General features: G+C 51.0%; 26 protein-coding genes. 12 read left to right on the forward strand and 14 right to left on the reverse strand.

The genetic code is table 11. The annotated features are described in order from the left end of the window. Positions 1–3: 3 nt before the first annotated feature. The 3 genes from BLQ88_RS21635 to BLQ88_RS21645 are packed head-to-tail and all read right to left on the reverse strand — an operon-like array spanning position 4 to position 2,941. Positions 4–798: a LytR/AlgR family response regulator transcription factor gene (locus BLQ88_RS21635; RefSeq protein ID WP_090154368.1), complete on the reverse strand. Its 795-nt coding sequence runs from the start codon at positions 796–798 to the stop codon at positions 4–6. Next, the gene (locus tag BLQ88_RS21640) at positions 795–1,874 is read right to left on the reverse strand and encodes a sensor histidine kinase (RefSeq protein ID WP_090154370.1); all 1,080 of its coding nucleotides are present in this window, start codon (positions 1,872–1,874) and stop codon (positions 795–797) included. The genes BLQ88_RS21635 and BLQ88_RS21640 overlap by 4 nt, the downstream gene beginning before the upstream one ends. After that, entirely contained in the window at positions 1,871–2,941 is a 1,071-nt protein-coding gene (locus BLQ88_RS21645; protein ID WP_090154372.1) for a sensor histidine kinase, read from the reverse strand. Before BLQ88_RS21645 ends, BLQ88_RS21640 begins: the two co-directional genes overlap by 4 nt. Before the next feature lie 358 nt (positions 2,942–3,299). Here BLQ88_RS21645 and BLQ88_RS21650 point away from each other — a divergent pair, with 358 nt between their 5' ends. Both BLQ88_RS21650 and BLQ88_RS21655 read left to right on the forward strand, forming a co-directional pair. Next, entirely contained in the window at positions 3,300–3,716 is a 417-nt protein-coding gene (locus BLQ88_RS21650; RefSeq protein WP_229212798.1) for a LytR/AlgR family response regulator transcription factor, read from the forward strand. A 104-nt stretch (positions 3,717–3,820) separates the two neighbouring features. Further along, positions 3,821–4,507, forward strand: a complete 687-nt coding sequence (locus BLQ88_RS21655; protein ID WP_090154374.1) for a DUF4919 domain-containing protein — start codon at positions 3,821–3,823, stop codon at positions 4,505–4,507. Here BLQ88_RS21655 and BLQ88_RS21660 read toward each other — a convergent pair whose 3' ends face one another. The 3 genes from BLQ88_RS21660 to BLQ88_RS21670 all read right to left on the reverse strand — a co-directional run bounded on the left by BLQ88_RS21660 (position 4,508) and on the right by BLQ88_RS21670 (position 7,465). Continuing rightward, positions 4,508–5,497, reverse strand: coding sequence for a beta-ketoacyl-ACP synthase III (locus BLQ88_RS21660; protein WP_090154375.1), 990 nt, complete (start codon positions 5,495–5,497; stop codon positions 4,508–4,510). A 131-nt stretch (positions 5,498–5,628) separates the two neighbouring features. Beyond that, on the reverse strand, positions 5,629–6,372 hold the full coding sequence (locus tag BLQ88_RS21665) for an OmpA family protein (RefSeq protein WP_090154377.1): 744 nt from the start codon (positions 6,370–6,372) through the stop codon (positions 5,629–5,631). 103 nt (positions 6,373–6,475) lie between these two features. Continuing rightward, positions 6,476–7,465: a TonB family protein gene (locus tag BLQ88_RS21670; RefSeq protein WP_090154694.1), complete on the reverse strand. Its 990-nt coding sequence runs from the start codon at positions 7,463–7,465 to the stop codon at positions 6,476–6,478. A gap of 239 nt (positions 7,466–7,704) precedes the next feature. Between BLQ88_RS21670 and BLQ88_RS21675 the strand changes: the two genes are divergently transcribed. The 4 genes from BLQ88_RS21675 (at position 7,705) to BLQ88_RS21690 (ending at position 10,851) form a co-directional block, all read left to right on the forward strand. Beyond that, positions 7,705–8,709, forward strand: coding sequence for a virulence RhuM family protein (locus BLQ88_RS21675; RefSeq protein WP_090154378.1), 1,005 nt, complete (start codon positions 7,705–7,707; stop codon positions 8,707–8,709). Between the two features lie 20 nt (positions 8,710–8,729). Beyond that, the gene (locus BLQ88_RS21680; protein ID WP_090154380.1) at positions 8,730–9,332 is read left to right on the forward strand and encodes a Crp/Fnr family transcriptional regulator; all 603 of its coding nucleotides are present in this window, start codon (positions 8,730–8,732) and stop codon (positions 9,330–9,332) included. 84 nt (positions 9,333–9,416) lie between these two features. Then, positions 9,417–10,250: a DUF2306 domain-containing protein gene (locus tag BLQ88_RS21685; RefSeq protein ID WP_090154696.1), complete on the forward strand. Its 834-nt coding sequence runs from the start codon at positions 9,417–9,419 to the stop codon at positions 10,248–10,250. A gap of 127 nt (positions 10,251–10,377) precedes the next feature. Then, entirely contained in the window at positions 10,378–10,851 is a 474-nt protein-coding gene (locus BLQ88_RS21690; protein WP_090154382.1) for a GNAT family N-acetyltransferase, read from the forward strand. A 23-nt stretch (positions 10,852–10,874) separates the two neighbouring features. Here BLQ88_RS21690 and BLQ88_RS36785 read toward each other — a convergent pair whose 3' ends face one another. After that, positions 10,875–11,024, reverse strand: a complete 150-nt coding sequence (locus BLQ88_RS36785) for a hypothetical protein (RefSeq protein WP_176885056.1) — start codon at positions 11,022–11,024, stop codon at positions 10,875–10,877. Positions 11,025–11,181: 157 nt separating this feature from the next. Here BLQ88_RS36785 and BLQ88_RS21695 point away from each other — a divergent pair, with 157 nt between their 5' ends. Further along, the gene (locus tag BLQ88_RS21695) at positions 11,182–11,799 is read left to right on the forward strand and encodes an FISUMP domain-containing protein (protein WP_090154384.1); all 618 of its coding nucleotides are present in this window, start codon (positions 11,182–11,184) and stop codon (positions 11,797–11,799) included. A gap of 18 nt (positions 11,800–11,817) precedes the next feature. On the opposite strand, the gene BLQ88_RS36790 is transcribed toward BLQ88_RS21695, so the two are convergent. The 3 genes from BLQ88_RS36790 to BLQ88_RS21705 all read right to left on the reverse strand — a co-directional run bounded on the left by BLQ88_RS36790 (position 11,818) and on the right by BLQ88_RS21705 (position 13,446). Further along, entirely contained in the window at positions 11,818–11,973 is a 156-nt protein-coding gene (locus BLQ88_RS36790; protein ID WP_176885057.1) for a hypothetical protein, read from the reverse strand. A 31-nt stretch (positions 11,974–12,004) separates the two neighbouring features. Further along, positions 12,005–12,496 carry a DUF6934 family protein gene (locus tag BLQ88_RS21700; protein ID WP_090154386.1) on the reverse strand — a complete coding sequence of 164 codons (492 nt, stop codon included), beginning with the start codon at positions 12,494–12,496 and terminating at the stop codon, positions 12,005–12,007. Positions 12,497–12,693: 197 nt separating this feature from the next. Beyond that, positions 12,694–13,446, reverse strand: a complete 753-nt coding sequence (locus BLQ88_RS21705) for an SDR family NAD(P)-dependent oxidoreductase (RefSeq protein ID WP_090154388.1) — start codon at positions 13,444–13,446, stop codon at positions 12,694–12,696. A gap of 105 nt (positions 13,447–13,551) precedes the next feature. On the opposite strand from BLQ88_RS21705, the gene BLQ88_RS21710 reads away from it, so the two are divergent. After that, positions 13,552–13,908: a winged helix-turn-helix transcriptional regulator gene (locus BLQ88_RS21710; RefSeq protein WP_090154390.1), complete on the forward strand. Its 357-nt coding sequence runs from the start codon at positions 13,552–13,554 to the stop codon at positions 13,906–13,908. Here the strand turns inward: BLQ88_RS21710 and BLQ88_RS21715 are convergent. Both BLQ88_RS21715 and BLQ88_RS21720 read right to left on the reverse strand, forming a co-directional pair. Continuing rightward, positions 13,901–14,530 carry a response regulator gene (locus BLQ88_RS21715; protein ID WP_090154391.1) on the reverse strand — a complete coding sequence of 210 codons (630 nt, stop codon included), beginning with the start codon at positions 14,528–14,530 and terminating at the stop codon, positions 13,901–13,903. The genes BLQ88_RS21710 and BLQ88_RS21715 overlap by 8 nt on opposite strands. After that, positions 14,527–17,610, reverse strand: a complete 3,084-nt coding sequence (locus BLQ88_RS21720) for a ligand-binding sensor domain-containing protein (RefSeq protein WP_229212799.1) — start codon at positions 17,608–17,610, stop codon at positions 14,527–14,529. The genes BLQ88_RS21715 and BLQ88_RS21720 overlap by 4 nt, the downstream gene beginning before the upstream one ends. 145 nt (positions 17,611–17,755) lie before the next feature. Here BLQ88_RS21720 and BLQ88_RS21725 point away from each other — a divergent pair, with 145 nt between their 5' ends. Next, positions 17,756–18,676, forward strand: a complete 921-nt coding sequence (locus BLQ88_RS21725; RefSeq protein WP_090154395.1) for a helix-turn-helix domain-containing protein — start codon at positions 17,756–17,758, stop codon at positions 18,674–18,676. Between the two features lies 1 nt (position 18,677). On the opposite strand, the gene BLQ88_RS21730 is transcribed toward BLQ88_RS21725, so the two are convergent. After that, a complete protein-coding gene (locus tag BLQ88_RS21730; RefSeq protein ID WP_143016902.1) occupies positions 18,678–19,607 on the reverse strand; it encodes a hypothetical protein in 930 nt (309 codons plus the stop codon). On the opposite strand from BLQ88_RS21730, the gene BLQ88_RS21735 reads away from it, so the two are divergent. Further along, positions 19,592–21,184, forward strand: a complete 1,593-nt coding sequence (locus BLQ88_RS21735; protein WP_229212800.1) for a glycoside hydrolase family 28 protein — start codon at positions 19,592–19,594, stop codon at positions 21,182–21,184. The two genes, BLQ88_RS21730 and BLQ88_RS21735, sit on opposite strands and share 16 nt — an antisense overlap. A gap of 12 nt (positions 21,185–21,196) precedes the next feature. On the opposite strand, the gene BLQ88_RS21740 is transcribed toward BLQ88_RS21735, so the two are convergent. Next, positions 21,197–22,234, reverse strand: coding sequence for an alpha/beta fold hydrolase (locus BLQ88_RS21740; protein ID WP_090154398.1), 1,038 nt, complete (start codon positions 22,232–22,234; stop codon positions 21,197–21,199). A 251-nt stretch (positions 22,235–22,485) separates the two neighbouring features. Here BLQ88_RS21740 and BLQ88_RS21745 point away from each other — a divergent pair, with 251 nt between their 5' ends. Then, positions 22,486–23,100, forward strand: a complete 615-nt coding sequence (locus BLQ88_RS21745) for an RNA polymerase sigma factor (RefSeq protein ID WP_218132941.1) — start codon at positions 22,486–22,488, stop codon at positions 23,098–23,100. A gap of 111 nt (positions 23,101–23,211) precedes the next feature. Continuing rightward, positions 23,212–24,234 (forward strand): FecR family protein, encoded by a 1,023-nt coding sequence (locus BLQ88_RS21750; RefSeq protein WP_090154400.1) that lies wholly within the window; start codon positions 23,212–23,214, stop codon positions 24,232–24,234. Positions 24,235–24,264 lie beyond the last annotated feature (30 nt).

Below are 24,264 nucleotides of genomic sequence, written 5' to 3' on the forward strand. Positions count from 1 at the left end.
CGGCTATTTCCCCATCCAAACCTTGAAATCGTGCGCCCGCTCGCGGCTCACGATCGTTTCCTTGTCGAGCGTCGGATGCAATGTAAGCGCCAGCCGGTGGTTATAATAGGCTTGCATTTGCGTTACCGACTGGTGCGTAACGATGAGCGCGCGGTTAACCCGGAAAAACCGGTCCGGATCGAGGAACTTATCCAGCTCATCCATTTTGTAATCCACAACAAACTTCTGTCCCTGATGATTTTTAAAGAACGTCAGGCCATTGTCGGTGTAGAAATAAGCTATTTCGGAAGTCTCCACCGATAGCAGGCGCGCGCCCTGTTTGACCAAAAATCTTTTCCGGTATTCGGGCACGGCCGATTGCAGATGCAGGCTTTTCAAAATCGCTTCAAGGTTAAGCTGCGACGCCGCGGGAGCTGTTTTACCGGGGGCGATCAGGTCGTAAAACTTGCGGATCGCACGTTGAAGGTCTTCCTGCTGCACCGGTTTCAGCAAATAATCGATGCTGTTGACCTTAAATGCCTGCAATGCGTACTCGTCATAGGAAGTGGTGAAAATGACTGTGCTTTGTATCTGCACGCGGTTGAATATCTCGAAACTCTGCCCGTCGGCGAGCTCGATATCCAGGAAAATAATGTCCGGTTCCGGCTGGCCATTCGCCCGGTTTTCGGTGATCCATTCCACGGTAGCGGCAATGCTCGGCGTAATGCCGCGTACTTCCAGTTCCGGCGCGGTTTCTTCCAATAGCTTGGTCAGCTTGCGCACCGCCAGTTTTTCATCCTCAACAATTAATATATTCATGCATTTATGGTTTTCTGCGTGATCAGCGGCAGGGTTACGGTAAAGAACTCTGTGTCGTCGTCGATGGCGGGCATACGTTCGGAGAGCAATTCGTATTTGGCCATGATATTGGCCAGGCCGAGCCGCGTCGATTTCACCGGCGTAGATTTGGTAAGCCGGTTGTTACTGATTTCCAGCAGGTCGTCGCCGAGTGAGCGGATGGCTACGCGCAACGGGTTGGATTCCAGGATGCTGTTGTGCTTGACGGCGTTTTCCAGCAGCAGCTGCAAAGTGAGCGGTGGTATTTTTTTGTCCAAGTCTTCGTCGCTCACCTCGATGGCGAGATCGAAACCGGTATCGTAGCGCGTGCGCAGCAAATGGTAGTAGGATCGGATAAAACGGAGCTCTGCGGAAAGTGTCGTCAGCTCGTCCTGGTTCGTTTGAAGCAGGTAGCGGTAAACTTTGGCCATTTCATCCACGAACTGCTCGGCCCGCTTGGGCTCGTCGGCGATCAGCGCGGACAGCGTATTGAGGCTATTGAACAAAAAATGCGGGTTAACCTGACTTTTCAAACTCTGCAACTGCCCCTGCATGCCCGCCCGCTTGATCGCCTCCTTATTGATTTGCAGGGTTTTCCATTTGTTTAAGGAATAATTGATTTCATACAGGCCCGTCAGCAAAAGCACCGCCACAAACTCGAAAAGGTAGACGTTGATCATCATCCGGGCATCGAGAACTGATCCAAACGGCCGGTAATGCATGATAAAGAGCATATAACACGTCACGAACGCGAATGTCAGGATCCAGAATGCGACGGCCGTAAGCGCACTCCGCCTGACGGAAGAATCCAGCGACGGGTATTTTTGTGCAATGTAACGCGCTGCCCAGTCGTGCGGAACGAAAGCGAGGATGGTCATCAGGAAGATCATCAGCGTGCCGCCATAGAAGTTGTACAGGCTGGACAGGTAGGGCTCGCCGATGAGTAGGTAGCTGATCGTCGGCACAAACCAGGGCACCAGCAATGCGAAAATCCACCTGCCGAAGAGGCTCAGCCATATCCGCCGGCCGATTCCGTTGTATATGAGGGTAGGTTTCATGTAAATATCAGAGGCAGGATGATCGCAAATTCATGGTCGTCTTCTTTCACCTGCACAGCACCGGCGCGGTTGAAAAGAAATTTGTAGCGGTTGGTTAATACCTGAATGCCGGGTGTTTCGAGGGGGATCGTCAGCATTTTGGGCTGGCGATTGTGCCGGAATTCCAGCTGGCCGGTGTCGGTGGTAGTAATCTGAATGCGCAGTGGACGGGTCGGAGAAACCATGTTATAATGCACCGCTTGGTCGATCAGGATCTGGAACGTCAGCGGTACCATTTGCCCGGCCAGGAACACTTCCTTTACATCCAGCTCGATACCAATCCCGCTTTCGAAACGCGTTTCGAGCAGATAAATGTAGGATTTGATAAAACGAAGTTCCGATTCTAACGTCACCAGAATGTCTTCTTTATCAGGTCCGTTCACGCTAAGCTGGTAACGGTATACTTTCGACATTTCGTCCACAAATTTCTCGGCAGTACCCGGCGCATCGGCGATCAGAACGGAGAGGGAATTGAGACAATTGAATAAAAAATGAGGATTAACCTGCTGTTTTACGGCTTCCAGCTCGGTTTGCAGCTGCTTTTCCTGCATTTGCTCCACCTCGGTCTGATTGGTTTTCCATTGCCTGAATGCATAGGTCAGTTCGGTAAGTCCCGCCCCGACGAGCGAGCCGCCTAAAATAAAGAAGCTCACGCGCAATGCCCAGAAAATATCGAAACCTGCACCCGCAAGGCCGGTCTGGTGGTATAACGGCAATGCAATCCAGAAAAACGCCACATTCACCACACCATAAACCCCAAACCACAGCGCAACGCGGTAAATCGACTGCCCGGTTTCAGGAAGCAGGCGGGTAACCCGTGGCATAAGCAGGCCGTTTATCCGGTAGGCGACCCATATCACGACCATATTAATAATGCTGCCGGATACAAACAGGCGCGAATCTGAAAAATAGCGCTCTTCCCATAATCCAAGCCCGGCCAGCAATGTGGCCGCGGCCAGTATCAGCGCAGACGAGCTCATGCTGACCTGTTTACGACCGATTTTTGCCAGATAATTTTCAAGGATCATTTACACGCTTTTTCAATTCATGCAAAAATAAACGGGGTGCCGTCCAATCGGAAGTCTGGTGGTGTTAAACGTCGCATTTATCACCTATACCATCGCAAAAACATAGTCTGATGTGATTTAAAGCAGCAAAATGCATTTACAATTGAGCAACCGGCTGTTTCAGTTTACCACCCGATTTAGCGTATTCATGAGGTAAAAGTTACAATTCACCCGGGTCGTTGTTTCACAGAGCGCGTTCTTATACCACTTTTGTATCGCAGCACAACGAAAGCGCTGCCGGTTAGAAAGCCGCCTGTTAGCCATGAAAGCAATCCATAACTCAGCCATGAAAGTAAATAACCAATTGCCAAACCAATCCATGAAAAATCAACCTGTCCTTTCACCCATGAAAAACCTGTCCATCATGCCGTCGGGCGGCGCTCCGTCTGGCGTTGCCGGCGATGTCAAAAGCGTCCCCTCGATCACAGTTTACAAGTTCGGGAAAGCGATCTCCGTGAAATCCAGCGACATTACTTGTCTGGAAGGCGTCGGTAACTACACGTTCGTGTACACCCGGCATGAAAAACACCTGGTTTCGAAATGTCTGAAAGAAGTACAGGACGAATTGAGCAGTGATTTTTTACGTATCCACAAATCATACAGCATCAACGCGCGCCACATCGCATCACGCTGGCCGGATTACATCCACCTCAGCTGCGGAAAAGTGATCCCCATCGCCCGCAGGCGTGTGCGTGAGACGCACGAGATATTGGGAAGAATGGCGCTCTCGGCGTAACCATCTCAGATTCCGGCTTGCATCGGCGTGATTTATGCGAATTAGTTTCCATAAATCGCGCCGATGCGTTTTATTGCCTGTTCAAATTATGTCTCGCCCCACTTATGCTCAGATTTCGACTGTTTACAGTTTTATTGTTCATTGCCCAATTGAGTTTCGGTCAGCAACTCGACCTGCTGAAAATCAAAGCCGCCGTGACGGATAGCAGTAATGCCTATTATTACCCTAAACTTTTAGCTGAATTTTTGCAGGAACCGGACTACTATTCCGGTGAAAAAGGGACCTATCTCTATTACGGCTATCTTTTTTCCAGCCAATATAAATCGATCCTGTATGGCAAGGAGGTCGATAAATTTGATAAATATCTCGACAGTAAGCGTTATCCGAAAGCCATAGAAGCCGGTGAAAAGCTGTTGGAAAACAATGCCGTCAATCTGGGCCTTTTAATGAAAATGACGCATTGCTACAAAGAAGCCGGGAAGCTGAAAGAAGCAGACAACGCGCGAAAGCGGGTGGGTGTACTAATGCGGGCTATCCGGGACAATGGTGACAAACCGTACCGGGTGACATCCGTCGGTGATGAATACATTGTGATGGCTGCCGAAGGTTTGACCGCGATTGCGCGTGGACCGGGGAGCATGTCGGAAGAGTCGGGGAAGATTCCCCGTACCGAAGTACAGGGAATCAAGGGAATGGTGGACAGCTGGGAAGTGAAGGACGAGCGCACCAATGAAAAGAAAGCAGCGTTCTTCGAGGTGCTTTACAACACATCGTCCTTTAAAATACCATAATCAGTAAGCCCATTTTACATAAGCCGAGGCCCACGTAAAACCGGCGCCAAATGCGGAGAATATCAGGTTATCGCCCTTTTTAAGTTGTTTTTCGTAATCCCACAGGCAAAGCGGGATGGTAGCAGCGGTGGTATTACCGTAATGGGCGATGTTCATCATTACTTTATCCATTCCAACACCCATGCGGTTGGCCGTCGCTTCGATAATGCGGCGGTTGGCCTGATGCGGTACCAGCCAGGCGATGTCGTCGTGGCTGAGTTGGTTTCTTTCCATCATCTCCGCCGAAACATCGGCCATGTTGCGTACGGCCGATTTGAACACCTGCTGACCATCCTGGTGCAGGAAATGCATGCGGGCATCCACCGTTTCGTGACTCGCCGGGAAGCGGCTGCCGCCTCCGCGTTGTACCAGGTTATTGTAACCCACACCGTCGGAGCGGATCAGGGTGTCGATCACGCCGTAGCCTTCTTCGTTAGGTTCGAGCAACACGGCACCGGCGCCGTCGCCGAATAGAATGCAGGTGCGGCGGTCGGTATAGTCCATCACGGCCGACATTTTGTCCGTACCTACCACTACCACTTTCTTATACTTGCCGGTTTCGATAAACTGGGCGCCGAGTTCGAGGCCGTAAACGAAGCCCGAGCAGGCTGCATTCACATCGAAACTACCGATGTTGCGGATGCCGAGCTGGTCGCAGATGAGGTTGGCGGTACTTGGAAAAACGAAATCTGGGGTAATGGTTGCGCAAATGAGGAGGTCTATTTCAGCGGGATCGGTGTTGGTTTTTTCGAGGAGGCCCTTTACGGCTCTTGCGCCCATGTGCGAGCTCCCGAGTCCGGGTTCTTTCAGGATGCGGCGTTCCTTGATGCCGGTCCTGCTGACGATCCATTCATCGCTGGTATCCACGAGTGTCTCCAATTCGGCGTTTGTGAGAATGTAGTCGGGTACATATCCTTCGATGCCTGAAATGGAGGCTTTTACTTGTTTCATATAGAATTCTAATACTGGTAAATTTCGCTGTTGGGGGATTCTTTTGCCCTAAACAACAAATATGCACTACAAAAGTGCGCATTTCTCCACCTTTCAATGGATTTTTTGGGAGTTAATTTGAAAAGATAATGCTAGGGGACAATGCGAATTTCGACACGCCGGTTGAGCCTGCGGTTCGCTTCGCAATCATTCGGTGCTACGGGCACGTCACCGCCGAAGCCTTTTCCGCGGATGCGGCCCAGTTCGATACGCCTGGAAACGAGGTACTTTTTCACCTCATCCACACGGTCGAACGAAAGCAGTAGATTTTTTCGGGGGTCGCCCACATCGTCGGTATGTCCGAAAAGCTCGATCTTCGGCGCGGTGTTCCTTACCAGGTAATCGGCCAGGATTTCCAGTTCGTAATCGCTCTCCGGCAACAGCGTGGGCTCGCTTTGGGTAAATAGCAAAGCGGTTTCGATTTGTTCCTTTAAATTCAGATCAGCGGCAGTAGCAATACCTGTTTTGACTGAATCCGTATTTTCTACCGGTGTTAAATAATAAATCTTTGTTGGGCGAAGACTTTGAGCTGCTATCACCTCTGAATGAGTCTGATAGCCATTGGCGTGGATCGAAATAATGCCCATGTCCTTGCCCGACATTTTATACTGGTACACACCGTCCTCATAGAGCGGGACGATGAGGTCTTCCGGGCGCTGCCCCACTACCATGATGGTCGCCTGAATGGGACGCAAGGTATATTTGTCGAGTACGCGCACGGCAACCCGGGTACGTTGCGGGATGATTTTTTGCTGGCTCCCGCCGGCGGTCTGTTGGCCATGAGCGGCAAACCCTGCGGCGATGGCTATGAGGAAGATGGTTGTAAAAGTTTTCATTCAATCTCCGCTTAGGTTGAACAATCGTATTTTACAAGCAAGGAGGGTGACTTCTTAAAAATATAAAACTTATTTATATAATGCAATACGGGCCTGCATTTTGTCAGGGTACCAAATTGAAATCGAATTTTGGGGGAATATAGGCTGGCCGGAAATTACCTGGCTCATATATGTAAATTCGCGTCTGTGGAGGCTTCTGTGCAGATAGATCGACAGCATTCGAATAAAAAAGTCTCTTGAATTCTGCTTTTACCGGCAGCGGCGTCTTAACCTGATCGAATTTGATCCATCTGCCGAACAACTTCGGCACTTCCTCCTTGATCTTCAACGGCAGCTTGTCCACCTCGGGATCGAACCGGATGCTGATCGTATACCAAACGGCGACCGGCTTTCCGTCCTTTTGCGCAGGGGTCCATTTGGGCATCAGCGTTACAAGCCGCAAGGCCTCGTCGTCGAGTTCAATGCCGGGACTTTTGACGATCCTGCCGCTGCTGACGCCCCCATCCTCGTCGATCAGGAAAGACACCTGCACCGCTCCCTGCACGCCGGCTTTGAGCGCTTCTTCCGGATATTTCAGGTTATTGGCGAGGAATTTGGTCAGCCCCCTGAAATACGGCCAGCGGTCGAGGCGTATGGAAGAGCCATTTTCGCTGGCGTAATTCTGTTCCGTGTCTTTTTTCGAAAGCTTCGGTTGGGTTTTCAAACGCATTGCGGCAGTTTGCTGACGGGTTTTCAATGCAATCACGTACTCGCCTGCGGATTTCACGATGGGAACCTGCCTTGTTTCAAAGTCGGGATGCTTCACTACCAGCATGCCGTTTAGCGGCGCGTCGGCTATTTCGAAACTCCCGGAAAGATTGGTAATCGTACCACGCTCCGAACCGGCGATCAGCACGGCCGCATTCGCTACGGGTCGCGACGATTCATCGGTAACCTTCCCCAGGATACGCATCGTTTGCAAAAAGGCCGGTCGGACGTCCAGGCTGTCGGAAATGCTGTAAGCGACGGTTGCTCTTGCGTGTGTCACGACAGGCGCCAGCAGAGCAAGAACAATGTAGTTTTGGAGAAGTGGTCGGGGTATTCTTCGCAGCATGACTTTCCTGATTTTGAATGGGCCGATATTCACTCAACGATACCTTTTTCCTTAAACGATTGTAATTCAATTATAGGATACGCAATTAGCGCCGGAATGTGTAAAATTTTGAAATAAAAATCTACGATCATCGAGCACAGCCGAAGGATCATCGGATAGGGTTTGCTCAGGAAAAGCATTTTATATTCGGCGAATTAGTTTTAAAGCGTCATCAGCAATACTTATCACTTACATTATCTATGGAAAATTTGCACGCGGACATCATTTTTTACAACTCTCCGGCGGGGAGTGTGAAGGTTGAAGTTATTTTTAACGACGAAACGTTCTGGCTGAACCAGAAGCGGTTGGCTGAACTATTCGGGGTGGATGTTCGTACCATCAACGAGCACCTGCAAAATATTTTTAAGTCGGGCGAATTAGATCGCGAGGCAACTATCCGGAAAATCCGGATAGTTCAAAAAGAAGGTAACCGCGACGTCACCCGCGACGTCGACTTCTACAACCTCGACGCCGTCATAGCCGTCGGTTACCGCGTGAACAGCTTTCAAGCCACCCAGTTTCGCATCTGGGCCACAAAAACCTTAAAGGAATTCATTATCAAAGGTTTCGTCCTGGACGACGAGCGATTGAAACAGGGTAAGCGATTCGGAAAAGACTATTTCGTCGAGCTAATTGACCGCATCCGCGAGATCAGGGCAAGCGAGCGGCGTTTCTATCTGAAAATCACAGACATATTCGAGCAATGCAGCATCGATTACATAAAGGATTCGCCTGATTCTCAAAAATTCTTCAAAATTGTCCAAAACAAGCTGCATTTCGCCATTTCCGGTAAAACGGCCGCAGCCATCGTCGCCGAGCGCGCAAATGCAGACAAGCCGAACATGGGATTACAGACTTTCAGGAACGCACCGCACGGCAAAATACAGCGAATGGATATCGGCGTTGCGAAAAACTACCTCATCGAGAAGGAAATCAAGGAATTGGAACGCATCGTGTCCATGTACCTCGATTACGCTGAGAACCAGGCCGCCCGGCAGATCCCAATGAAAATGGAAGATTGGGCTCGTAAACTGGACGCATTTTTACAGTTCAACGAATATGAAATCCTCAAAGACGCCGGTAGGGTCAGTCATGAAATAGCGATGCGGCTTGCAGAAGAACAATTTGAAAAATTCCGTGTGGAGCAGGACAAAAATTTCGAAAGCGACTTTGACCGGGAGTTGAAAAAGTGGAATTTGAAATAAGACTTGCCATTCTGACGACCATGGAACAATACTACAACACGCTTTTTGAATACATTTCCCGCATGATCACATTGCCAGAAGCCGACAGGGCATCGGTACGGAGGTCATTTAAGCCGGTATTTTTTCCAAAAGGTACGATTGTCGAAAAGGCCGGTGATGTGCCTGGCTATCACAATTTTATCGCGTCGGGCTTCATGCGGAATTACCATCTGGATGCGGATAACAATGAAATTACGACCGATCTGAACGACGGGCCACGGTTTTTTACATCCTATTTCCATTTCGTAAACCGGTCGGTTTCGAATGAAAACCTGCATTGCATTACGGATTGTACGCTTTTGCGGATCAGCCGGGATGATGCGGACGCCACCGCCAGGACCAGTCTCACTCAAAAGGATTACACGATCGGTATTTTGCAGGAGCATTTGCAAAAGGACAAAGACCGCATCAACGACATGGCCAATCTGACGGCGGAAGCACGCTACGCAAAGTTCGTACAGGCCAACGCCAACATTGTCAGAAACGTGCCGCTGAAATACATTGCATCTTACCTCGGCATTACCCAGCGGCACCTCAGCCGTCTGAGAGGCGATAGCCAGGCCGACACTTTCACACCGCAATAGCGCCGTTTATCCGCATTGGACAAATGTCTAACGCTCCGGGCCGCGACCGGCTTTAAGTTTGTCCAAACTTAAATGTCCGATATCATGACCGAGCTAATTGGCATTGCCCAAAGCAAATCCGAAACGCATTCTCACAGGCTGTTGAACCTGGCCGCAACGGCGTGGTTTGTCGTTACTACCATCGGTCAATGGGCATTTGGGGCTTACATCGTCGCATTTTACGGCGCCAGTACAGCATCAGGGAACCTTAAAAGGTGGAATGAAGTGTTGCCGCACGGTTATGTGCAGGGCGATTGGGCTGGTAATATGGTCGTTGGTATGCATGTATTGCTGGCGGCGATCCTTGTGCTGGGCGGGCCGTTGCAGCTGATTCCCTTTATTCGGAAAAACGCTCCGACGTTTCACCGTTGGTTGGGACGCATTTACGTCGCTACGGCCTTGGTTGTGGCAATTGGCGGTTTTGTCATGGTGTGGACGCGAGGCGCTGTCGGCGATCGGGTACAACATATTAGTATCAGTATTCAGACGGTTTATATCGTCATTTTTGCAATACTAGCCTGGTATCACGCACGTGCGAGGAGGTTTGATATACATCGTAAATGGGCGACGCGGCTGTTTTTGGTGGTAAGCGGCGTATGGTTTTTCCGGGTAGGCTTAATGTGCTGGTTGGTGATTAACGGCGGCCCGGTTGGATTTGATCCTAAAACATTCAGCGGGCCATTCCTTACTGCGCTGGCGGTGTTTACTTATGCTCTGCCGGTTTCGCTTGCGTTGCTTGAATTGTATTTTTATGCCCAAAAATCGCGAAAGCGTTTCATTGTAATGGCCGCTGCATTGCTGATGTGCTTCGTGACCCTACTGATGGTGATAGGAATTTTCGGAGCGGTGGCGGGAATGTGGCTACCCAGAATGCGGTAGAGACTGTTCTTGCCATTAATTGCTATTCTGTATCTGTTCCTGCTGGTATTTATTTGAGAGCTTTGCCGGCAACGAGGAACGGTTGATATAATGGAGGCGTTTTCGTCGGATAATGATTGTTTTTAGCATGAATGATATACCCAAATTGATCGTCGCGAACAGCGACAACCATTTCGAAGACGGAAAGAAACTTTTCCGTGAATATGCCGCGTCACTGCCGATTGACCTCTGTTTTCAGGGTTTCGACAAGGAACTTGACAGCGTGCGGGAGCAATACGGGCCGCCTTCGGGCGCGTTGGTGCTTGCGTATGCGGGTGAGCGTGCGGTTGGCTGCGTGGGTGTGCGAAGCAAAGGAACGGGGATCGCCGAGTTGAAGCGAATGTACGTCCAGCCGGAATTTCGCGGGCATCAAGTCGGGCGGTTGCTGCTGGAAAGATCTATTGCGATAGCGAAGGATTTGGGATATGAGCGGCTTCTGCTCGATACGCTCGCGAGCATGACGGGCGCCCGACGGTTGTACGAGTCATTTGGATTTGAAACCATACCTGCATATTACGACAACCCGCATGCCGACACCATTTACATGGGAAAAGTACTCTGAATGCGGCCCGCCGTATCCGTCAGTTAACGGTAACGCCTCATCAGCAAAGACAGCGGCCAGAAAATGGCCGTAACAAGTGCTTTGTTCCAATCGGGGCGTCCCGGATTTTTGCGGTATTCTTTGATACAGTACCAGGCAAGGATAAAGAGCGAGATGGTAATCGCGACGGCCATAGCTTTTTGCGTTTTGGACTTGATAATGTATTGTAAATTAATGCATTATTGTCTTTCGACTAAAATATTCGTACCAGCGGCAAAACGCAGCTTACAGGTGGGACTTCTCCAAAGTATTGCTTAATTTATAGGGGTTTAATCCAAAACACCTTCGATTATGAGCAAGCAACTACTGAAATCACTGCTAATGGTCACTTGTATCTGCGCAGCTGGCGTCCGGTCGATGTCCCAAACGGTCGGTACGATCGGTGACCGCGACGGTAATACTTATACCATCAAGGTAATGCCTGATGGAAACCAGTGGATGACCCAGGATTTGAGCGTTCGGGTGGATAGCTCCTGGTGCTTCGGCGACGATGCGGCAAATTGCAAGATTTACGGACGGTTATACACTTACTTCTCAGCGCCCCAGGCTTGCGAAATGCTGGGAAACGGCTGGCATTTGCCATCCCGCAAGGATTGGGAAGTATTGTCGGACCATTACGGAGGTGCGAGCAATAAGTCGAAGGACGGCGGCAAAACGGCCTACAAAGCATTACAGACAGGAGGGGAGTCCGGATTCAACGCCACGCTCGGAGGCAACCGCGAGCTACCCGCCGGAAAATACGCCCGACTGAACGGCCACGGATTTTACTGGACAAGCACCGAAATCGACGCGGAAACCGCCTGGAATTTCAACTTCGGCGCAGGAGGCAAGGCATTACATTGTCAGGACGGCATGGGAAAGACCGAAGGCGCATCCGTTCGCTGCGTCAGGACGGTGGCGAAGAAGTGATAGCATTCCAATGCGACGTTATTTCGCTGGCCTGGGATATTTTTTGAGTGCTTCCACCATTCGCATCGTTTTTCCGACGATGCTGTCAGCTTCAAGCTCAGGATTTTGAATGTCCTCGCGTTTAGCGTGGCTGGAAGTCGCTTTGGTTACTGGCTTGGTTACAGTTGTAGACATATTGTAAAAGCGTTTAACTCAAATTTATCGATTATTTCATCGACAACAAAAATGCGTCGAAATTGATCCCTTTCCGAAATTCTATAAACCCAGTCTCGTTTTCAGTAACCAATCCATGAACTTTCAAATCATCGGGAATCAGGTGATAGTGCTTTGAGATTTCGCGTTGGTATAATCGAGTTCTCGTTCGCGTACTGCCCTCGGCATAAAGTGAAGCGAATGGATTTGTTTTCAGGAAATCCAGCGCGACGTTCGCAATGGTGGCTAGTATTTGTTGAAAGTCGCCGTTTTTTAGCTCAATGACATCGTCAATCGTTTGTCGTTCAGGGTTCCAGACTCCAAAGCCGAGGTTGAAATAATTTTCAGAGTAACCTTTTGGCCGTGTGATGAAGATTCTTAACTGAAATTCCCCGTTTTTACCCGAGCTGCGAAATTTGTAGGCGCAAACTACTTCGAGAAATGATAGATATGCCTCGTAATCAGTGGCTTTCAGTAATTCAGTTTGATATTGGGGAAGGCTCATGATGTTACGCCCACCATTTATGCGGGCGTCCGGGCACCCGCTGCAATGAGCTCATGACTCAATATTTATATGATCTGATCGCAATCCAAATCGCAGACGCACCTGAATTTTTTAACGGTAACATAATTTTTCTGCGGTTGCGCTAGCTGCATCTTGGCGCCTTTTGCATTCAGTCTTTTCCCAATATCCCCCCAATCTCAAAACGGATAATGCCGCATACCGCCATCCACAACCACCGCGGCGCCGGTGACGTAACGTGCCCGCGGTGAGACGAGGAAGACGGCCATATCTGCCATGTCCTGCGGTTGGCCGAAATCGCCAAGCGGGATTTCGCGGGTAGCAAATGCTTTGCGTTCTTCTTCTGAAAAGTAGGGCCGGATATTGTTGGTATCAATGAGCCCGGGTTGCAGCGTGTTGACGCGGATATTGAATTGGCCCACCTGCCCGGCCAGTTGTTTCGTCCATACCGCCATGCTGGCCTTCGCCACGGCTGACACATTGATGCTCCGGAGCTCGTAAGTGCTCGTCAGATTCAGTATGACGCCCTGCCGGCGCGCGGTCATGTGTGGGAGGAGCTCTTGCGTGAGCTGGCGGGGCCGGTCGAAATCGAGTGCCATGGAATCCGTCCAGGGTTGTTCGGGGCCGGTGATTTCTACGGGGCGGCTTTGTCCGGCATTGTTAATAAGAATATCTACTTCGCCCAATGCTGCCAATGCGGCTTCTGCAATGCGTTTCGGGCCATCCGGAGCTACGAAATCCTGGGCGAAAACGACGGGCACTGTGGCTGCTTCGGCGGCTAGTTCGGCTTGGAGGCTGTTCAGGAGTTCTTCATTCCGGGCGGTAGCGAACACGCGTACGCCTTCCCTGGCCAGTTCTTTCACGATAGCGCGGCCGATACCCTGGCTGGCGCCGGTTACCAAGGCGGTTTTTCCTTTTAAATGCAAATCCATAACGGTGTTTTCGAAAGTGTTAAAAACTGGTTGCAAACGTAGCGGGAAGCGTCTAAATTTGAATGCTATACAACCAATTGTGGGGTACTAACAAAAGTGTAAGTAATGGCTGCCAGAAAAGAAAATTCAACCTACACCAGCAACGAAAAGTACATTGTAGAATGCGATCTTACCTACGCGGTCAACAAGATCGGAGGGAGGTGGAAGATTTTAATTATCAGTAAATTAGAAAAAGGGAAGATGCGGTTCGGTGAGCTGAAAAAAGAGTTCCCCTACATCACGGAACGGATGCTCACGCTGCAATTGCGCGCGCTCGAACAAGACGGCCTGGTCAAGCGCACGGTGTATGCCGAAGTGCCGCCCCGCGTCGAGTACGAGCTGACTGAAATGGCGGCGGCATTCGGGCCGATTTTCCAGCAGCTTAGCGAATGGGGCGGTAAGCACCGGAAACTGTTCAATTGAGTTTGTAAGCGTCGGCGAGCTGCACGAGCCCTTTCCGGTCGGCGACATTCAATTTTTCAAAAATGCGCCGCCTGAATGTGCTTACGGAGGTGTATTGCAGCTGCATGAGCTCGCTGATCTGCGTAATTGTGTAGTCCTGAATGATATACATCGCCACCTGAAACTCCCGGGGAGTCAGCTCGTCGAACGGGTTGAGCGACTTCTTGTTCAGTGTGTCGTGCACGATCACCTCCGCGAGGTCGGCACTCATGTAGCGCTTACCCGTCAGCACCACATTCACCGCCCTGATCAGGTCGTCGGGAGAAGCGTCCTTTTCGATGTACCCGTGTGCACCCATTTGCAATGCTCTTTTTCCAAAAATCGTCTCATTGTTCATCGAAACAATCAGGATTTTGGTGTCGGGATGGAAGTTTCGGATCCAGTGGATAACGGTGTTGGCATCGGTGTCGGGCATGCTCAAATCCAGCAGTACAAGTTCATAAATGTTGGTTTTGAGCTGGTTCATAATGGACTGGCCGTCCCAGCTTTCGTCGATCTCCGCGTCGGCGAAATGGTTGAGTAAAGCAACTCTAAGCCCGTAGCGAACCAATGAATGGTCGTCGGCAATCAATATTTTCTTCATAACGTAGTAAAATTGGTCGGAGCGGTGTCCGTCAAAATAGCTTCTGTTGCGTTAGGTTGGCCGGGTAATAGCCCGGAAATCGTTACGGTTGTGCCCTGGCCGACAATGCTTGTGACTTCCAGCCGGCAATCGAGGCGCGTCACAAAGTCGATGATGATCTGATAGCCAAGGCGGCCGCTCTGCTCGATACCTTCGCTGGTCAGCACATTTTCGATGCGCCGGTTGATTTTACTCAGCTCGGCAGGCGACATACCCCGCCCATTGTCCGATACCGAAATTTTCAGGTGTTTGTCGTCCAGCTTGTCCAGTATGATCCTGATGTGCCCGCCTGTGGTATATTTATTGGAATTGTCGATCAGGTTCCGGATCACGGCCTTCAAAATCTCCCGATTCGTGAAAACGTCCCATTGACCGGGATTGACGAATTCGAGCGTGTTGCTTTTAAAAAGCAGCATGTCTTTGAAAAACTCCTCCAACTCGTCGGCCAGGCCGTCGAACGGGAAAGGGCGCTTGCTGAGGAAGAAGCCTTCCTGCTGCGATTTCGTCCAGAGATTGATCTCCTTTACAAATGCGTGAATATTCGTCGCAGCCTTTTTAATTTCCGAAGTGCCGGTCTTGACGTCGTCCAGGCGGTCTTTTTCGAGCGCCGCAGTTACGTGATCCGATAACAGGTTCAGGAAATGCAGCGGCGATTGCAGGTCGTGGGCCAGCAGCAATGTGATCTTTTCTTTCAGCCGGTTACTATATTCCAGTTGGCTCGTACGCTCGCGGACCTGGGCTTCCAGCTGCTTTTTTCGCTGCGTCAGATAATGGTAGCGCAGTTTCACAACCACGTAAAAGGAAAACGCCAGCAGGAAAAGCGCGAAAACCGCCGCATACCAGGTTTGGTACCAGAACGGGTCCACGGTGAAATGCTTGGTCAGCAGTACAATGTTGGTACGCCCGAAGCCCGCCTTTTTCCTCACTTGGAGCGTGTAATTGCCATAACCCAGCCGGTTGAGAACAATGGCCTGGCTGGGGTTCAGCTGGTACCATTCATCGTCCAGGCCTTTGATATTGTATTCCAAATACTGGTTTTCTGGCAATCCTAAATAAGGCGATGCCAATATGATCTCGATGCGGTTGAAAGACGGTATTAGCCGGAGATCTTTGCTGAACAGCCGTTCTTTTCCATCCACGACAAATTTATCGATCAATATCCGCGAATCGGGGAGAATGTCGATAATGCTGTCGGGATACACCTGCACGAGCCCGTCCATCGATGGAAATGAGAACCTGCCATCGGGGAAAACCGCCGACGACGGGTAGCCGCCACCGTTGAACTCGTTGTTGGCAAATCCATTGCTTTTGTCGTAATAATAATAGAAAACGCTGGTGGTTTTGCCATCGAGGTAGTCGTACAAGTCCTGTGTCCTGGCCTTGAAAAGCCCGTGGTTGGTCGGCATCCACATGAAGCCCTTTTTGTCTTCCAGAAACGTATGTACTGCAAGCAAATGATCGTTGCGGTCGAGGGGTAATGCGGTGGCTTTGCCATTACGGATCGCATAGAACCCCTGCCCATAAGTGCCAGCCCAGAGCGTTTTCTTTTTGTCGATATAAAATGCCCTTACTTCCCGTCCCTTCATTTCTGGTATCTCCTCGAAAGTAGCGTTTTTTACATCCATCACGAACAAACCGGCGCCGTCCGAAGCCCAAAATTTCGTGTTACTGATCGGGAGAAACGCTTTGATGTACCTGGGGAAGTTGCGCCATTGGATTGAATCTCCCAGCGCTTTGCCAAACTGCCCGGATGTCGCACTAAGCCAGACGGACCCGTCGGGCGTCTGGGCAAGATTTAAAGGTTGGAAATTAGTGTAAAAGCTCCGGACCAGCTTCCAGTCAGGGGTACGCTGGTCTACTTTTTGCCGCTTGCTGCTCATCCAGACATTCCCGCCCCGGTCCACCAGGATGGGGCTCCGTGCCGCCAATGGAAAGGGCGCGCCCGAGAATATTCCCGAAGGCGATATGACACCCAGTTCAGTGAGAAGGCCATCCTTTTGAAATATATGCTGGCTGTAAAAATTGTTGTTGGTACCCGGAATGCGGACAGTTTTAAATAACTTCTTTTTGAAAACATACACCCCATCGGTTTGGGTGCCCACCATATGGATACCCGCCTCCGGGATGTTCATATAGCAAATGACAGCACCTATATTTCCGGTTTTCAGGATAGGTTTGCAAATAAGTGTTTCGGCATCCGTCGCTTGCAGTTCATAAAAAGTATTCAAATGATGCATGAAAAGCCGTTCGCCCTGCTGATACAGATGGGTATCTTTCGTGAAAAGCGGGGCACCGTTACCGGGCATTGTGGGAAGAACGAGATATTCCTTGCCCGCGGAATCCATGCACCGTATCCGGTTTTGCTGGTCGAAATAATACATCCGGTCACTCAGATTGCCGGCCCTGTCAAAAAACATGGCGCCATAATCGAAGGTTTTGGAAAAGACTACCTTCTTTTGATGCAGGTACGTGAGGTGGGCATCGCCTATCCGCAAAAAGCCGTCGCCCTTCGTCTTGGCCGGATAGTAAAACGACGCAGTCGCCAAAGCTGCGAAAAGTGATTCGACGCGCCGGCGGTCCGCGGGGTTGAGGTTACGAATTACATCGAACTGCTCATTCCGGGACTTTAAAAGCACATATCTGTTCCGAATGTGCGGATTAAGCAGAAACGGCTGGTTGCTTTCGTCGAAAGAAAAGACTTTAAAACCGGTATCCTTGAAAAAAATGGTACTGTCGTCCGTTAGTCCCAGGTCGATAATCCGGTTGCTGGTGAGCTGTGGTACCTTGCTTTGGTTGTAGGTCACAAAATGCGTCCCGTCGAACCGCACCAACCCGCCTTGCGTCGTCATCCAGATGAACCCGTTTTTATCCTTCCGGAGCTGCATGACGCTGTTTTGAGGCAGGCCGTTGTCGCTCGTGTAATGCTGTTCTGTGAACTCCGGGACTTCCTGGCCGGACGCGTGCAATGAGGCCGTGAGGGAGATGAGAAGGGTTATAATCTTCGCAAGTTTCATAGCCGGGTCAACAAAGAGTAGCGTCATTGAATGACAAACTGGGATGGGAATCGAGGATGCAATAATAGCTTAGATTTGTAATAAATTCTATGTGTTGTACAAACATTTCTAACGCGCAGGCCTGTTATTAAAGCTGCAACTTATTCAATGGTTTTTTCTTTACTTTTGGAGCATGTCACGCAACCTGATTGTCAAAGACCTCCCCGAACTTTATGAAACGATGGGCTTGCCGGTCGACCCGGTGGACGCGTCGTCGGGACTCACCATTCATTTCCTGCAACAGACGTTCACCGAACTGCCCTTTACGTCGGTACCTTTCCGGCCCAACTATTTCAGCTTTTTGTTCATTCGCGAAGCATTCGGCAAATACACGATCGACGACCAGCGTTTTGAAGTACGGCCAGGGACAGTGTATTTCACCAACCCGGGCAACTACCGTATTTTTGAATGGTACAGCATTAACGACACCTGCCTGATCACGTTCAATGAAGCTTATTTGAAGGAAAACGTGCATGAAGATGTGTATCGCGATTTTTCTTTCCTGCTTACCGAAACCGTCGAGCCGCGGGTGCTGTCGGAGGCGCAGTTTACCGTCGTAAGGCAGCTTTATCAGCAGATACACGACGAGCACCGAGGCAATTCACCTTACAAAAACCGGATTATCGGCAGCCTGATGGTAGCCCTGCTGCTGAAAATCAAGGAGTATTTCTTTCAGGATTATAACCCTATTTACGAAGGTAACCGCAGTTCGCAGATTGTAAAGACATTCAAACGAAACCTCGAACAGCATTTCCGAGACCTCGTCAGCGGTAAGGTGGAAATCCCTTTGCGCGTGCAGGATTACGCCGATATGCAATTTCTGCACGTCAACTACCTGTCGAGCGTCATCAGCAGCAAAACCGGCAAATCCGTAAGCGCCTGGATTGCCGATAAGACCGTCGCCGAAGCCAAAGTAATGTTACAGGACCCGGCGCTCACCATCAAGGAAATAGCCCTCCGCCTGGGCTTCCTCGAAGCACCCCATTTCAGTAATTATTTCAAAAAACACACCTCGCAAAGCCCTGCGGAGTATCGGAAGCAGCATGTTGGGTGAATTAACCGGGATATTCAAAACCGTAGGCATTTCGGTCCAGCAAAAGCATTGACATTAACCAGTTCCTGTTTTCATCTTCCTCGGGTATCGGATCGGGTGCCCACGTGTGCCACCCGTCAAAGTGCCGATTATACTTCTCTTTGATTTGCTGGAAAAACGCTTTCGATTCGCTTAACTTCCCAAGATAGAACTCGGTGACTTCGGAGTTTCTTCGGGATAAAGTTCCTCTAACGAATCCCAGCACCGCGCGAGTAGGTTCATCCGCCCAACTTTCAAATGCTGCATAGTTAGGAAGCAGGCAGGAAGCGTAATGCCCCAACATTGCCGACTGCAATTGGATCGGCGCATAGGTTTTGTTGTGGCGGAAATGGTCAACCAATATTTGCTTTCTTCTATCGTGCAGAAAAGTTTCGTAATTGGCTTTCAGGTATTGAATTTTGCTAGGGTCACGCCCGAGCGAGAGCGTTGCCCGGCGCGGAATGTCAGACAGGATCGAGGGAATCAGCTCGTTTTTTACGTAGTCTACTTGCTCGCGCATCTGGTTGGACCAAATTTCATTAGAATTGTCCTGTTCGATCAGGCGTTCGATATGCATCTCCCGGATTTCCCCGACACGTTGTTGGTATTGCACCATTTGGTCTTCATTCAACAGGCTCTGAAAGACACTGTATTCAAAATCGAACTCTTCCCAGGCTGAAAAGAAATGCGTTTGTGACTGCGAATCTTTCATGTTTTCAAATTGTAGGACTTTTTCAGCCTGTTCTGCATTGAGGTTCAGCTGATGGTACCTGGCTTGAACAAATCTGATTTCTTCCCTTTGCATATCATTAGTTTGCTGACAACCCAATATAGCAATGCATTCCCAATAAAATACCGCCTTTTTAAGAGTAGTTACCCCCAAGCCTCGTCTTCCCCGTGAAGATTTTGGCAATGGACATGATGAAGCATTTAAGATTCTGGGTTTTTATTCTGATAACCTCTATATATGGAGGGAACACGTGGGCGCAAAACCTGGCCGGAGCCGTTCCGGGCGTGCAGGACGTGGGCGCAGCAAAGCTACCCGCGACGATAGCGCCTGTGAAAGCGCCGTTCCCGATGCCGGCATTCGTAAAGCCGGTTTTTCCTAAGTTAACCATCAACATCACCGACAAAGGCGCACGCGAAGGAACGATGATCACCAAAGCCATTCAGGCGGCGATCGACGAGGCGAGTAAAAAGAAAGGCGGGACGGTGATCGTTCCGCGCGGCATTTGGAAAACAGGCCGTATCAGTTTGAAAAGCAATGTGAACCTGCAAGTCAGCGAAGGGGCGGAGCTGCACTTCAGCCCGGAAATTGAAGATTACCTTCCTGCGGTGTTCACCAGGAACGAGGGCGTGGAGCTGATGTCGCTCGGGGCGCTGATATATGCCAATGGGCAGGAGAATATCGCGGTAACCGGTAAGGGCAAGCTGGTAGGGCCGCCCGACGGGCCGGTAAGGAAGCGGTATATGAATGTGAATGTGATCGAAAAAGTGGTGCCCGCGGACAAGCCCGTGCACGAGCGGGTGTACGAGGGAAAAGACGGTGGTTTCATATTCCCGCCGATGTTTATCTCTCCCATTAACTGCAAAAAGGTCTTTATCGAAGGCATTACGCTCGAAAATACGCCATTCTGGAACGTGGTGCCGGTGTATTGCGACAATGTGATCATCCGGGGCATTACCGTGCGCTCGGTCGGCATTCCGCGCGGCGACGGCATCGATATCGAATCGTCCAGGAATGTCCTCATCGAGTACTGCACGCTCAGCTGTGGCGACGATTGCTTTACGATCAAGGCCGGACGCGGCGACGACGGTATCCGCGTAAATAAGCCGACGGAGAATGTCGTGATCCGCCATTGCCTCGCACGCGAGGGGCACGGGGGCATTACGTGCGGGAGCGAAACGGCCGGGATGATCCGTAATGTCTATGTCCACGACTGCGTTTTCGACGATACCGACACCGGCCTGCGCTTCAAAACCCGCCGCTCGCGTGCAGGTGGCGGGGATAACCTCGTGTACGAGCGCGTACGCATGATCCTGCGCGGCGATGCGGTGAAGTTCGATATGCTCGGCAGCAGGCAGTATGTGGGTGAACTTGCAGACCGCCTGCCAGCCCGGCCAGTGGACAAGCTCACGCCGGGTTACCGCAACATTACCGCCCGCAATATCATTGTTGAAAAGGCCCGGACATTTGTCGATATCACCGGCATTCCCGAATCACCCGCGACAAACCTGCTGATCGAAAATGCCGAGGTGAATGCCCGGACGGCCTTTAAAGCCAGCGACGCACTCGGCGTTACGATCCGGAATGCGTCGCTTACGGTAACCGACTCGCTGCTGCGCGGATTGGATATTCGTAATGTACTCTTCGAAAAAGTGCAATTTAAAACGCCTCAGAAACGGATCTGGATGGATATTCAGGGTGAAAATTCCAAAAATATCCGTTTCAACGAATGCCTCCCGGCAAAACCGGAAGGCTGGGAGTGAGGCATTTCAAAATCATTTTGCCAGGTTATCGGCTTCGATAATCGCGTCGGCAAATGCTCTGGGCGCTTCCTGGGGCAGGTTATGTCCGGCGCCTTTCACCACGTGGTGCACATGCTTGCCGGTGGACTTGCGTGCGAATGCCGAGCCGTCGCCCGCAGGTACCACGCCGTCCGAATCGCCGTCGAGTGTTACCGTCGGAACGGAAATGGTCGGTCCTGCGAACAGTTTTTGCTCGATTTCGTCGTATTGTTTCTCGCCCGGTTCCAGGCTCAGCCGCCAGCGGTAGTTATGGATCACGATCGCGGCGTAATCAGGGTTTTTGAACGACTCGGCCGAGCGGTTGTAGGTAGCTTCGTCGAACGCCCATTTCGGCGAGATATTTTTCCAGATCAGCTTGTTGAAATCGTACCAGTTGGCGGTATAGCCTTTCTGGCCACGGTCGGTAGCGAAGTAATATTGGTACCACCAGCCCCATTCGGCCGCAGGCGAGAGCGGCTGCTGGTTTCTTTCAAGGTTGTTGATCAGGTAGCCATTCACGGAAACCATTCCTTTCACACGTTCAGGCCATAGCGCGGCGATAATGTTGGCCGTACGAGCGCCCCAGTCGAAGCCGCCGATAATCGCCTTTTTAATTTTCAGCGCGTCCATTAATGCAATGATATCCAGCGCCACGGCGGCCTGCTGGCCATTCCGGAAGGTTTTGTCGGAGAGGAAGCGCGTGGTGCCGTGGCCGCGCAAATGCGGTACGATGACCCGGTAACCCGCATCTGCGAGCATTTCGGCAGTTTCGGCGTAGCTGTGGATGTCGTAAGGCCAGCCATGCAGCAATATCACCGACTGGCCGGTCGCAGGGCCGGTTTCGGCATAACCTACATTTAGCACGCCTGCTTCTATTTGTTTGATTTCCCCGAATGTATAAGTGCCGTGAACCGTTACCGGGTTTGTTTTCGCATTGGCCAATGCTTTCGAAGGAAAAATTTGTGTTGCGGCGAATGTGAGTGCGGCAAGGCCGAGGAAATTACGGCGGCTGAATTGTGCGGTATTTTTCATTTTTTGAGATGTTTAAGATCGATGGTTTGAATGCTCCGCCGGGCGGTTTTGCCGTTTGAGTGATTCAAAAGTAGTCGTAGTGGTACTCACCGGAAATGCGGATCGGGCCGAACCGGACAAATCCGCAGCCCGGCTGGACATTTCCGGCGTCCTGTCCGACAGGGCAGGATAGTGGCCCGCCGGATATTTACTTATTTTATCTACAAAAGATTATATTTATTCTACGATCGCTACCCGGCAACGGGGATTATATGATGCTGCAACAAACGATGCGGATAGGAGCAACGGACGAAAAAGTACTACTGGAAAGGCTGGTGGAAGGCGATGCCCCGGCGTTCACGGCGCTTTACGAAAAGTACAGTTTGAAGTTGTATGGCAATATCCTGCGCCTCGTCAAATCCGAAGACACGGCGAAGGAAATCTTGCAGGAGCTCTTCCTGAAAATCTGGGAACTGCGCGGGCAGATCGACCCGGAGAAGTCTTTCAAATCATTCCTCTACAAAATAGCAGGTAACCTCGTGTACGACCATTTCAGGAAGGTCTCGCGCGATAAGAAGTTGTCCGACAGTCTTTTGTATATGCTGGAAGAGCAATACAGCCATCTGGAAGAAGCGGTCATTTACAACGAAAGCCTCGAATTGCTCAACTCGGCGATCGGCCAGCTGCCCGAAATGCGGCGGCGGGTTTATATGATGGGTAAAATCGAAGGTAAAACCTACGAAGAAATCTCAGCCCAGCTCGGCATTTCGCATTCTACCATCAGCGACCACATTGTGAAAGCCAACCGTTTTATCAAAACTTACCTCACCAGCCGCACCGACGTGGCGCTCTCGCTGATTATCACGCTCATCGGCACCGATTTGTAGCATTAGGATGTGGTTTTTGGTATAGATCGAAGAAAAAACTGAAATTTTTTTCGAGAGCGAGCAGAGGACAAATGCCGGCCAAGCGTATTAGCGGAAACAAACGCGAATACTTTGGAAAACCCTATCCCTATTGAAGCGCTGTTCAAGCGCTATTTGGAAAACAAATGCACGCCCGATGAAGTAGCATCGCTGCTCGGCCATTTCCGGACCGGTAGCGATGAAGCCCGGCTGCGCCAGCTCATTACCGAACAACTGGACGCCGGGGATGCGGACTCCGAAAAACACGAGCAGGCGGTGTACGAAGTGTATGCTTCGCTCGCACGCCAGATCACTGCGCCTGCGCACCGGGTACCCGTGCACGGCCGGTCGCTTATCACACCTCACCTCCGGAATGCGGCTATCTGGCTGCTTGCTTTGCTCTCGGTGGGCGCGGGATTGTACCTTTTGAAGTACGGTGAAAAGACAAACCGGCCGGTCGCGGTTCGCCATGTGGAAGCCGCGGCAGGCGAGCGTAAGAAAGTAGTACTGCCCGATAGCTCGCGCATTTGGCTGAATGCCGGCAGCGCGATCGATTACCCGGCCGTTTTTCAGGGAAATGAGCGGAATGTAAGCCTTACCGGCGAGGCGTTTTTCGAGGTCACCCGCGACCCCGCACACGCGTTCGTGATCCGCACGGGCGCATTACGCACCCGCGTGGTAGGTACGACCTTCAATATCAATGCCTATCCGGATGATTCCGCCATTGCGGTATCCGTCGTCACGGGCCGGGTGAATGTCAGTTCGGATAAAGCTGCAGTCGATCTGCTGCCCGATCACCAGGCGGTTTACGGCAAACAGGATGGCCAACTCATTGCACGGCCTTGCCCCGATGCCGGCGCGCTCGCCGCATGGAAGGCGGGCAAGCTGCAATTCCGCAATAAGAAGTTGCATGAGGTCATCCGCACGCTCGAACGCCGGTATGCGGTGGCGATCGGCGTGGACGCGAATGCGCGGGAATGTCCTGTGCTGCATGCGGATTTCGACGACAACGAGCCGGTGGGCCGGATTCTCGAAATGCTGGCGGTTTCGCTGAACGGCAGGGTTGAAAAGAAAGGAAAAACAGGTTACCGGCTCGTTACCGCCGGATGTTTTTGACACACACTGATCCCAGGAAAGTAATCACCT

Source organism: Dyadobacter soli (assembly GCF_900101885.1).
In the GTDB taxonomy this organism is placed as follows: domain Bacteria; phylum Bacteroidota; class Bacteroidia; order Cytophagales; family Spirosomataceae; genus Dyadobacter; species Dyadobacter soli.

Bases quoted from the DNA above. Each gene is read 5' to 3' on its own strand.
- BLQ88_RS21635 (WP_090154368.1), bottom strand. From the start codon at position 798: ATGAATATATTAATTGTTGAGGATGAAAAACTGGCGGTGCGCAAGCTG.
- BLQ88_RS21640 (WP_090154370.1), bottom strand. From the start codon at position 1,874: ATGAAACCTACCCTCATATACAACGGAATCGGCCGGCGGATATGGCTG.
- BLQ88_RS21645 (WP_090154372.1), bottom strand. From the start codon at position 2,941: ATGATCCTTGAAAATTATCTGGCAAAAATCGGTCGTAAACAGGTCAGC.
- BLQ88_RS21650 (WP_229212798.1), top strand. From the start codon at position 3,300: ATGAAAAATCAACCTGTCCTTTCACCCATGAAAAACCTGTCCATCATG.
- BLQ88_RS21655 (WP_090154374.1), top strand. From the start codon at position 3,821: ATGCTCAGATTTCGACTGTTTACAGTTTTATTGTTCATTGCCCAATTG.
- BLQ88_RS21660 (WP_090154375.1), bottom strand. From the start codon at position 5,497: ATGAAACAAGTAAAAGCCTCCATTTCAGGCATCGAAGGATATGTACCC.
- BLQ88_RS21665 (WP_090154377.1), bottom strand. From the start codon at position 6,372: ATGAAAACTTTTACAACCATCTTCCTCATAGCCATCGCCGCAGGGTTT.
- BLQ88_RS21670 (WP_090154694.1), bottom strand. From the start codon at position 7,465: ATGCTGCGAAGAATACCCCGACCACTTCTCCAAAACTACATTGTTCTT.
- BLQ88_RS21675 (WP_090154378.1), top strand. From the start codon at position 7,705: ATGGAAAATTTGCACGCGGACATCATTTTTTACAACTCTCCGGCGGGG.
- BLQ88_RS21680 (WP_090154380.1), top strand. From the start codon at position 8,730: ATGGAACAATACTACAACACGCTTTTTGAATACATTTCCCGCATGATC.
- BLQ88_RS21685 (WP_090154696.1), top strand. From the start codon at position 9,417: ATGACCGAGCTAATTGGCATTGCCCAAAGCAAATCCGAAACGCATTCT.
- BLQ88_RS21690 (WP_090154382.1), top strand. From the start codon at position 10,378: ATGAATGATATACCCAAATTGATCGTCGCGAACAGCGACAACCATTTC.
- BLQ88_RS36785 (WP_176885056.1), bottom strand. From the start codon at position 11,024: ATGGCCGTCGCGATTACCATCTCGCTCTTTATCCTTGCCTGGTACTGT.
- BLQ88_RS21695 (WP_090154384.1), top strand. From the start codon at position 11,182: ATGAGCAAGCAACTACTGAAATCACTGCTAATGGTCACTTGTATCTGC.
- BLQ88_RS36790 (WP_176885057.1), bottom strand. From the start codon at position 11,973: ATGTCTACAACTGTAACCAAGCCAGTAACCAAAGCGACTTCCAGCCAC.
- BLQ88_RS21700 (WP_090154386.1), bottom strand. From the start codon at position 12,496: ATGAGCCTTCCCCAATATCAAACTGAATTACTGAAAGCCACTGATTAC.
- BLQ88_RS21705 (WP_090154388.1), bottom strand. From the start codon at position 13,446: ATGGATTTGCATTTAAAAGGAAAAACCGCCTTGGTAACCGGCGCCAGC.
- BLQ88_RS21710 (WP_090154390.1), top strand. From the start codon at position 13,552: ATGGCTGCCAGAAAAGAAAATTCAACCTACACCAGCAACGAAAAGTAC.
- BLQ88_RS21715 (WP_090154391.1), bottom strand. From the start codon at position 14,530: ATGAAGAAAATATTGATTGCCGACGACCATTCATTGGTTCGCTACGGG.
- BLQ88_RS21720 (WP_229212799.1), bottom strand. From the start codon at position 17,610: ATGACGCTACTCTTTGTTGACCCGGCTATGAAACTTGCGAAGATTATA.
- BLQ88_RS21725 (WP_090154395.1), top strand. From the start codon at position 17,756: ATGTCACGCAACCTGATTGTCAAAGACCTCCCCGAACTTTATGAAACG.
- BLQ88_RS21740 (WP_090154398.1), bottom strand. From the start codon at position 22,234: ATGAAAAATACCGCACAATTCAGCCGCCGTAATTTCCTCGGCCTTGCC.
- BLQ88_RS21745 (WP_218132941.1), top strand. From the start codon at position 22,486: ATGATGCTGCAACAAACGATGCGGATAGGAGCAACGGACGAAAAAGTA.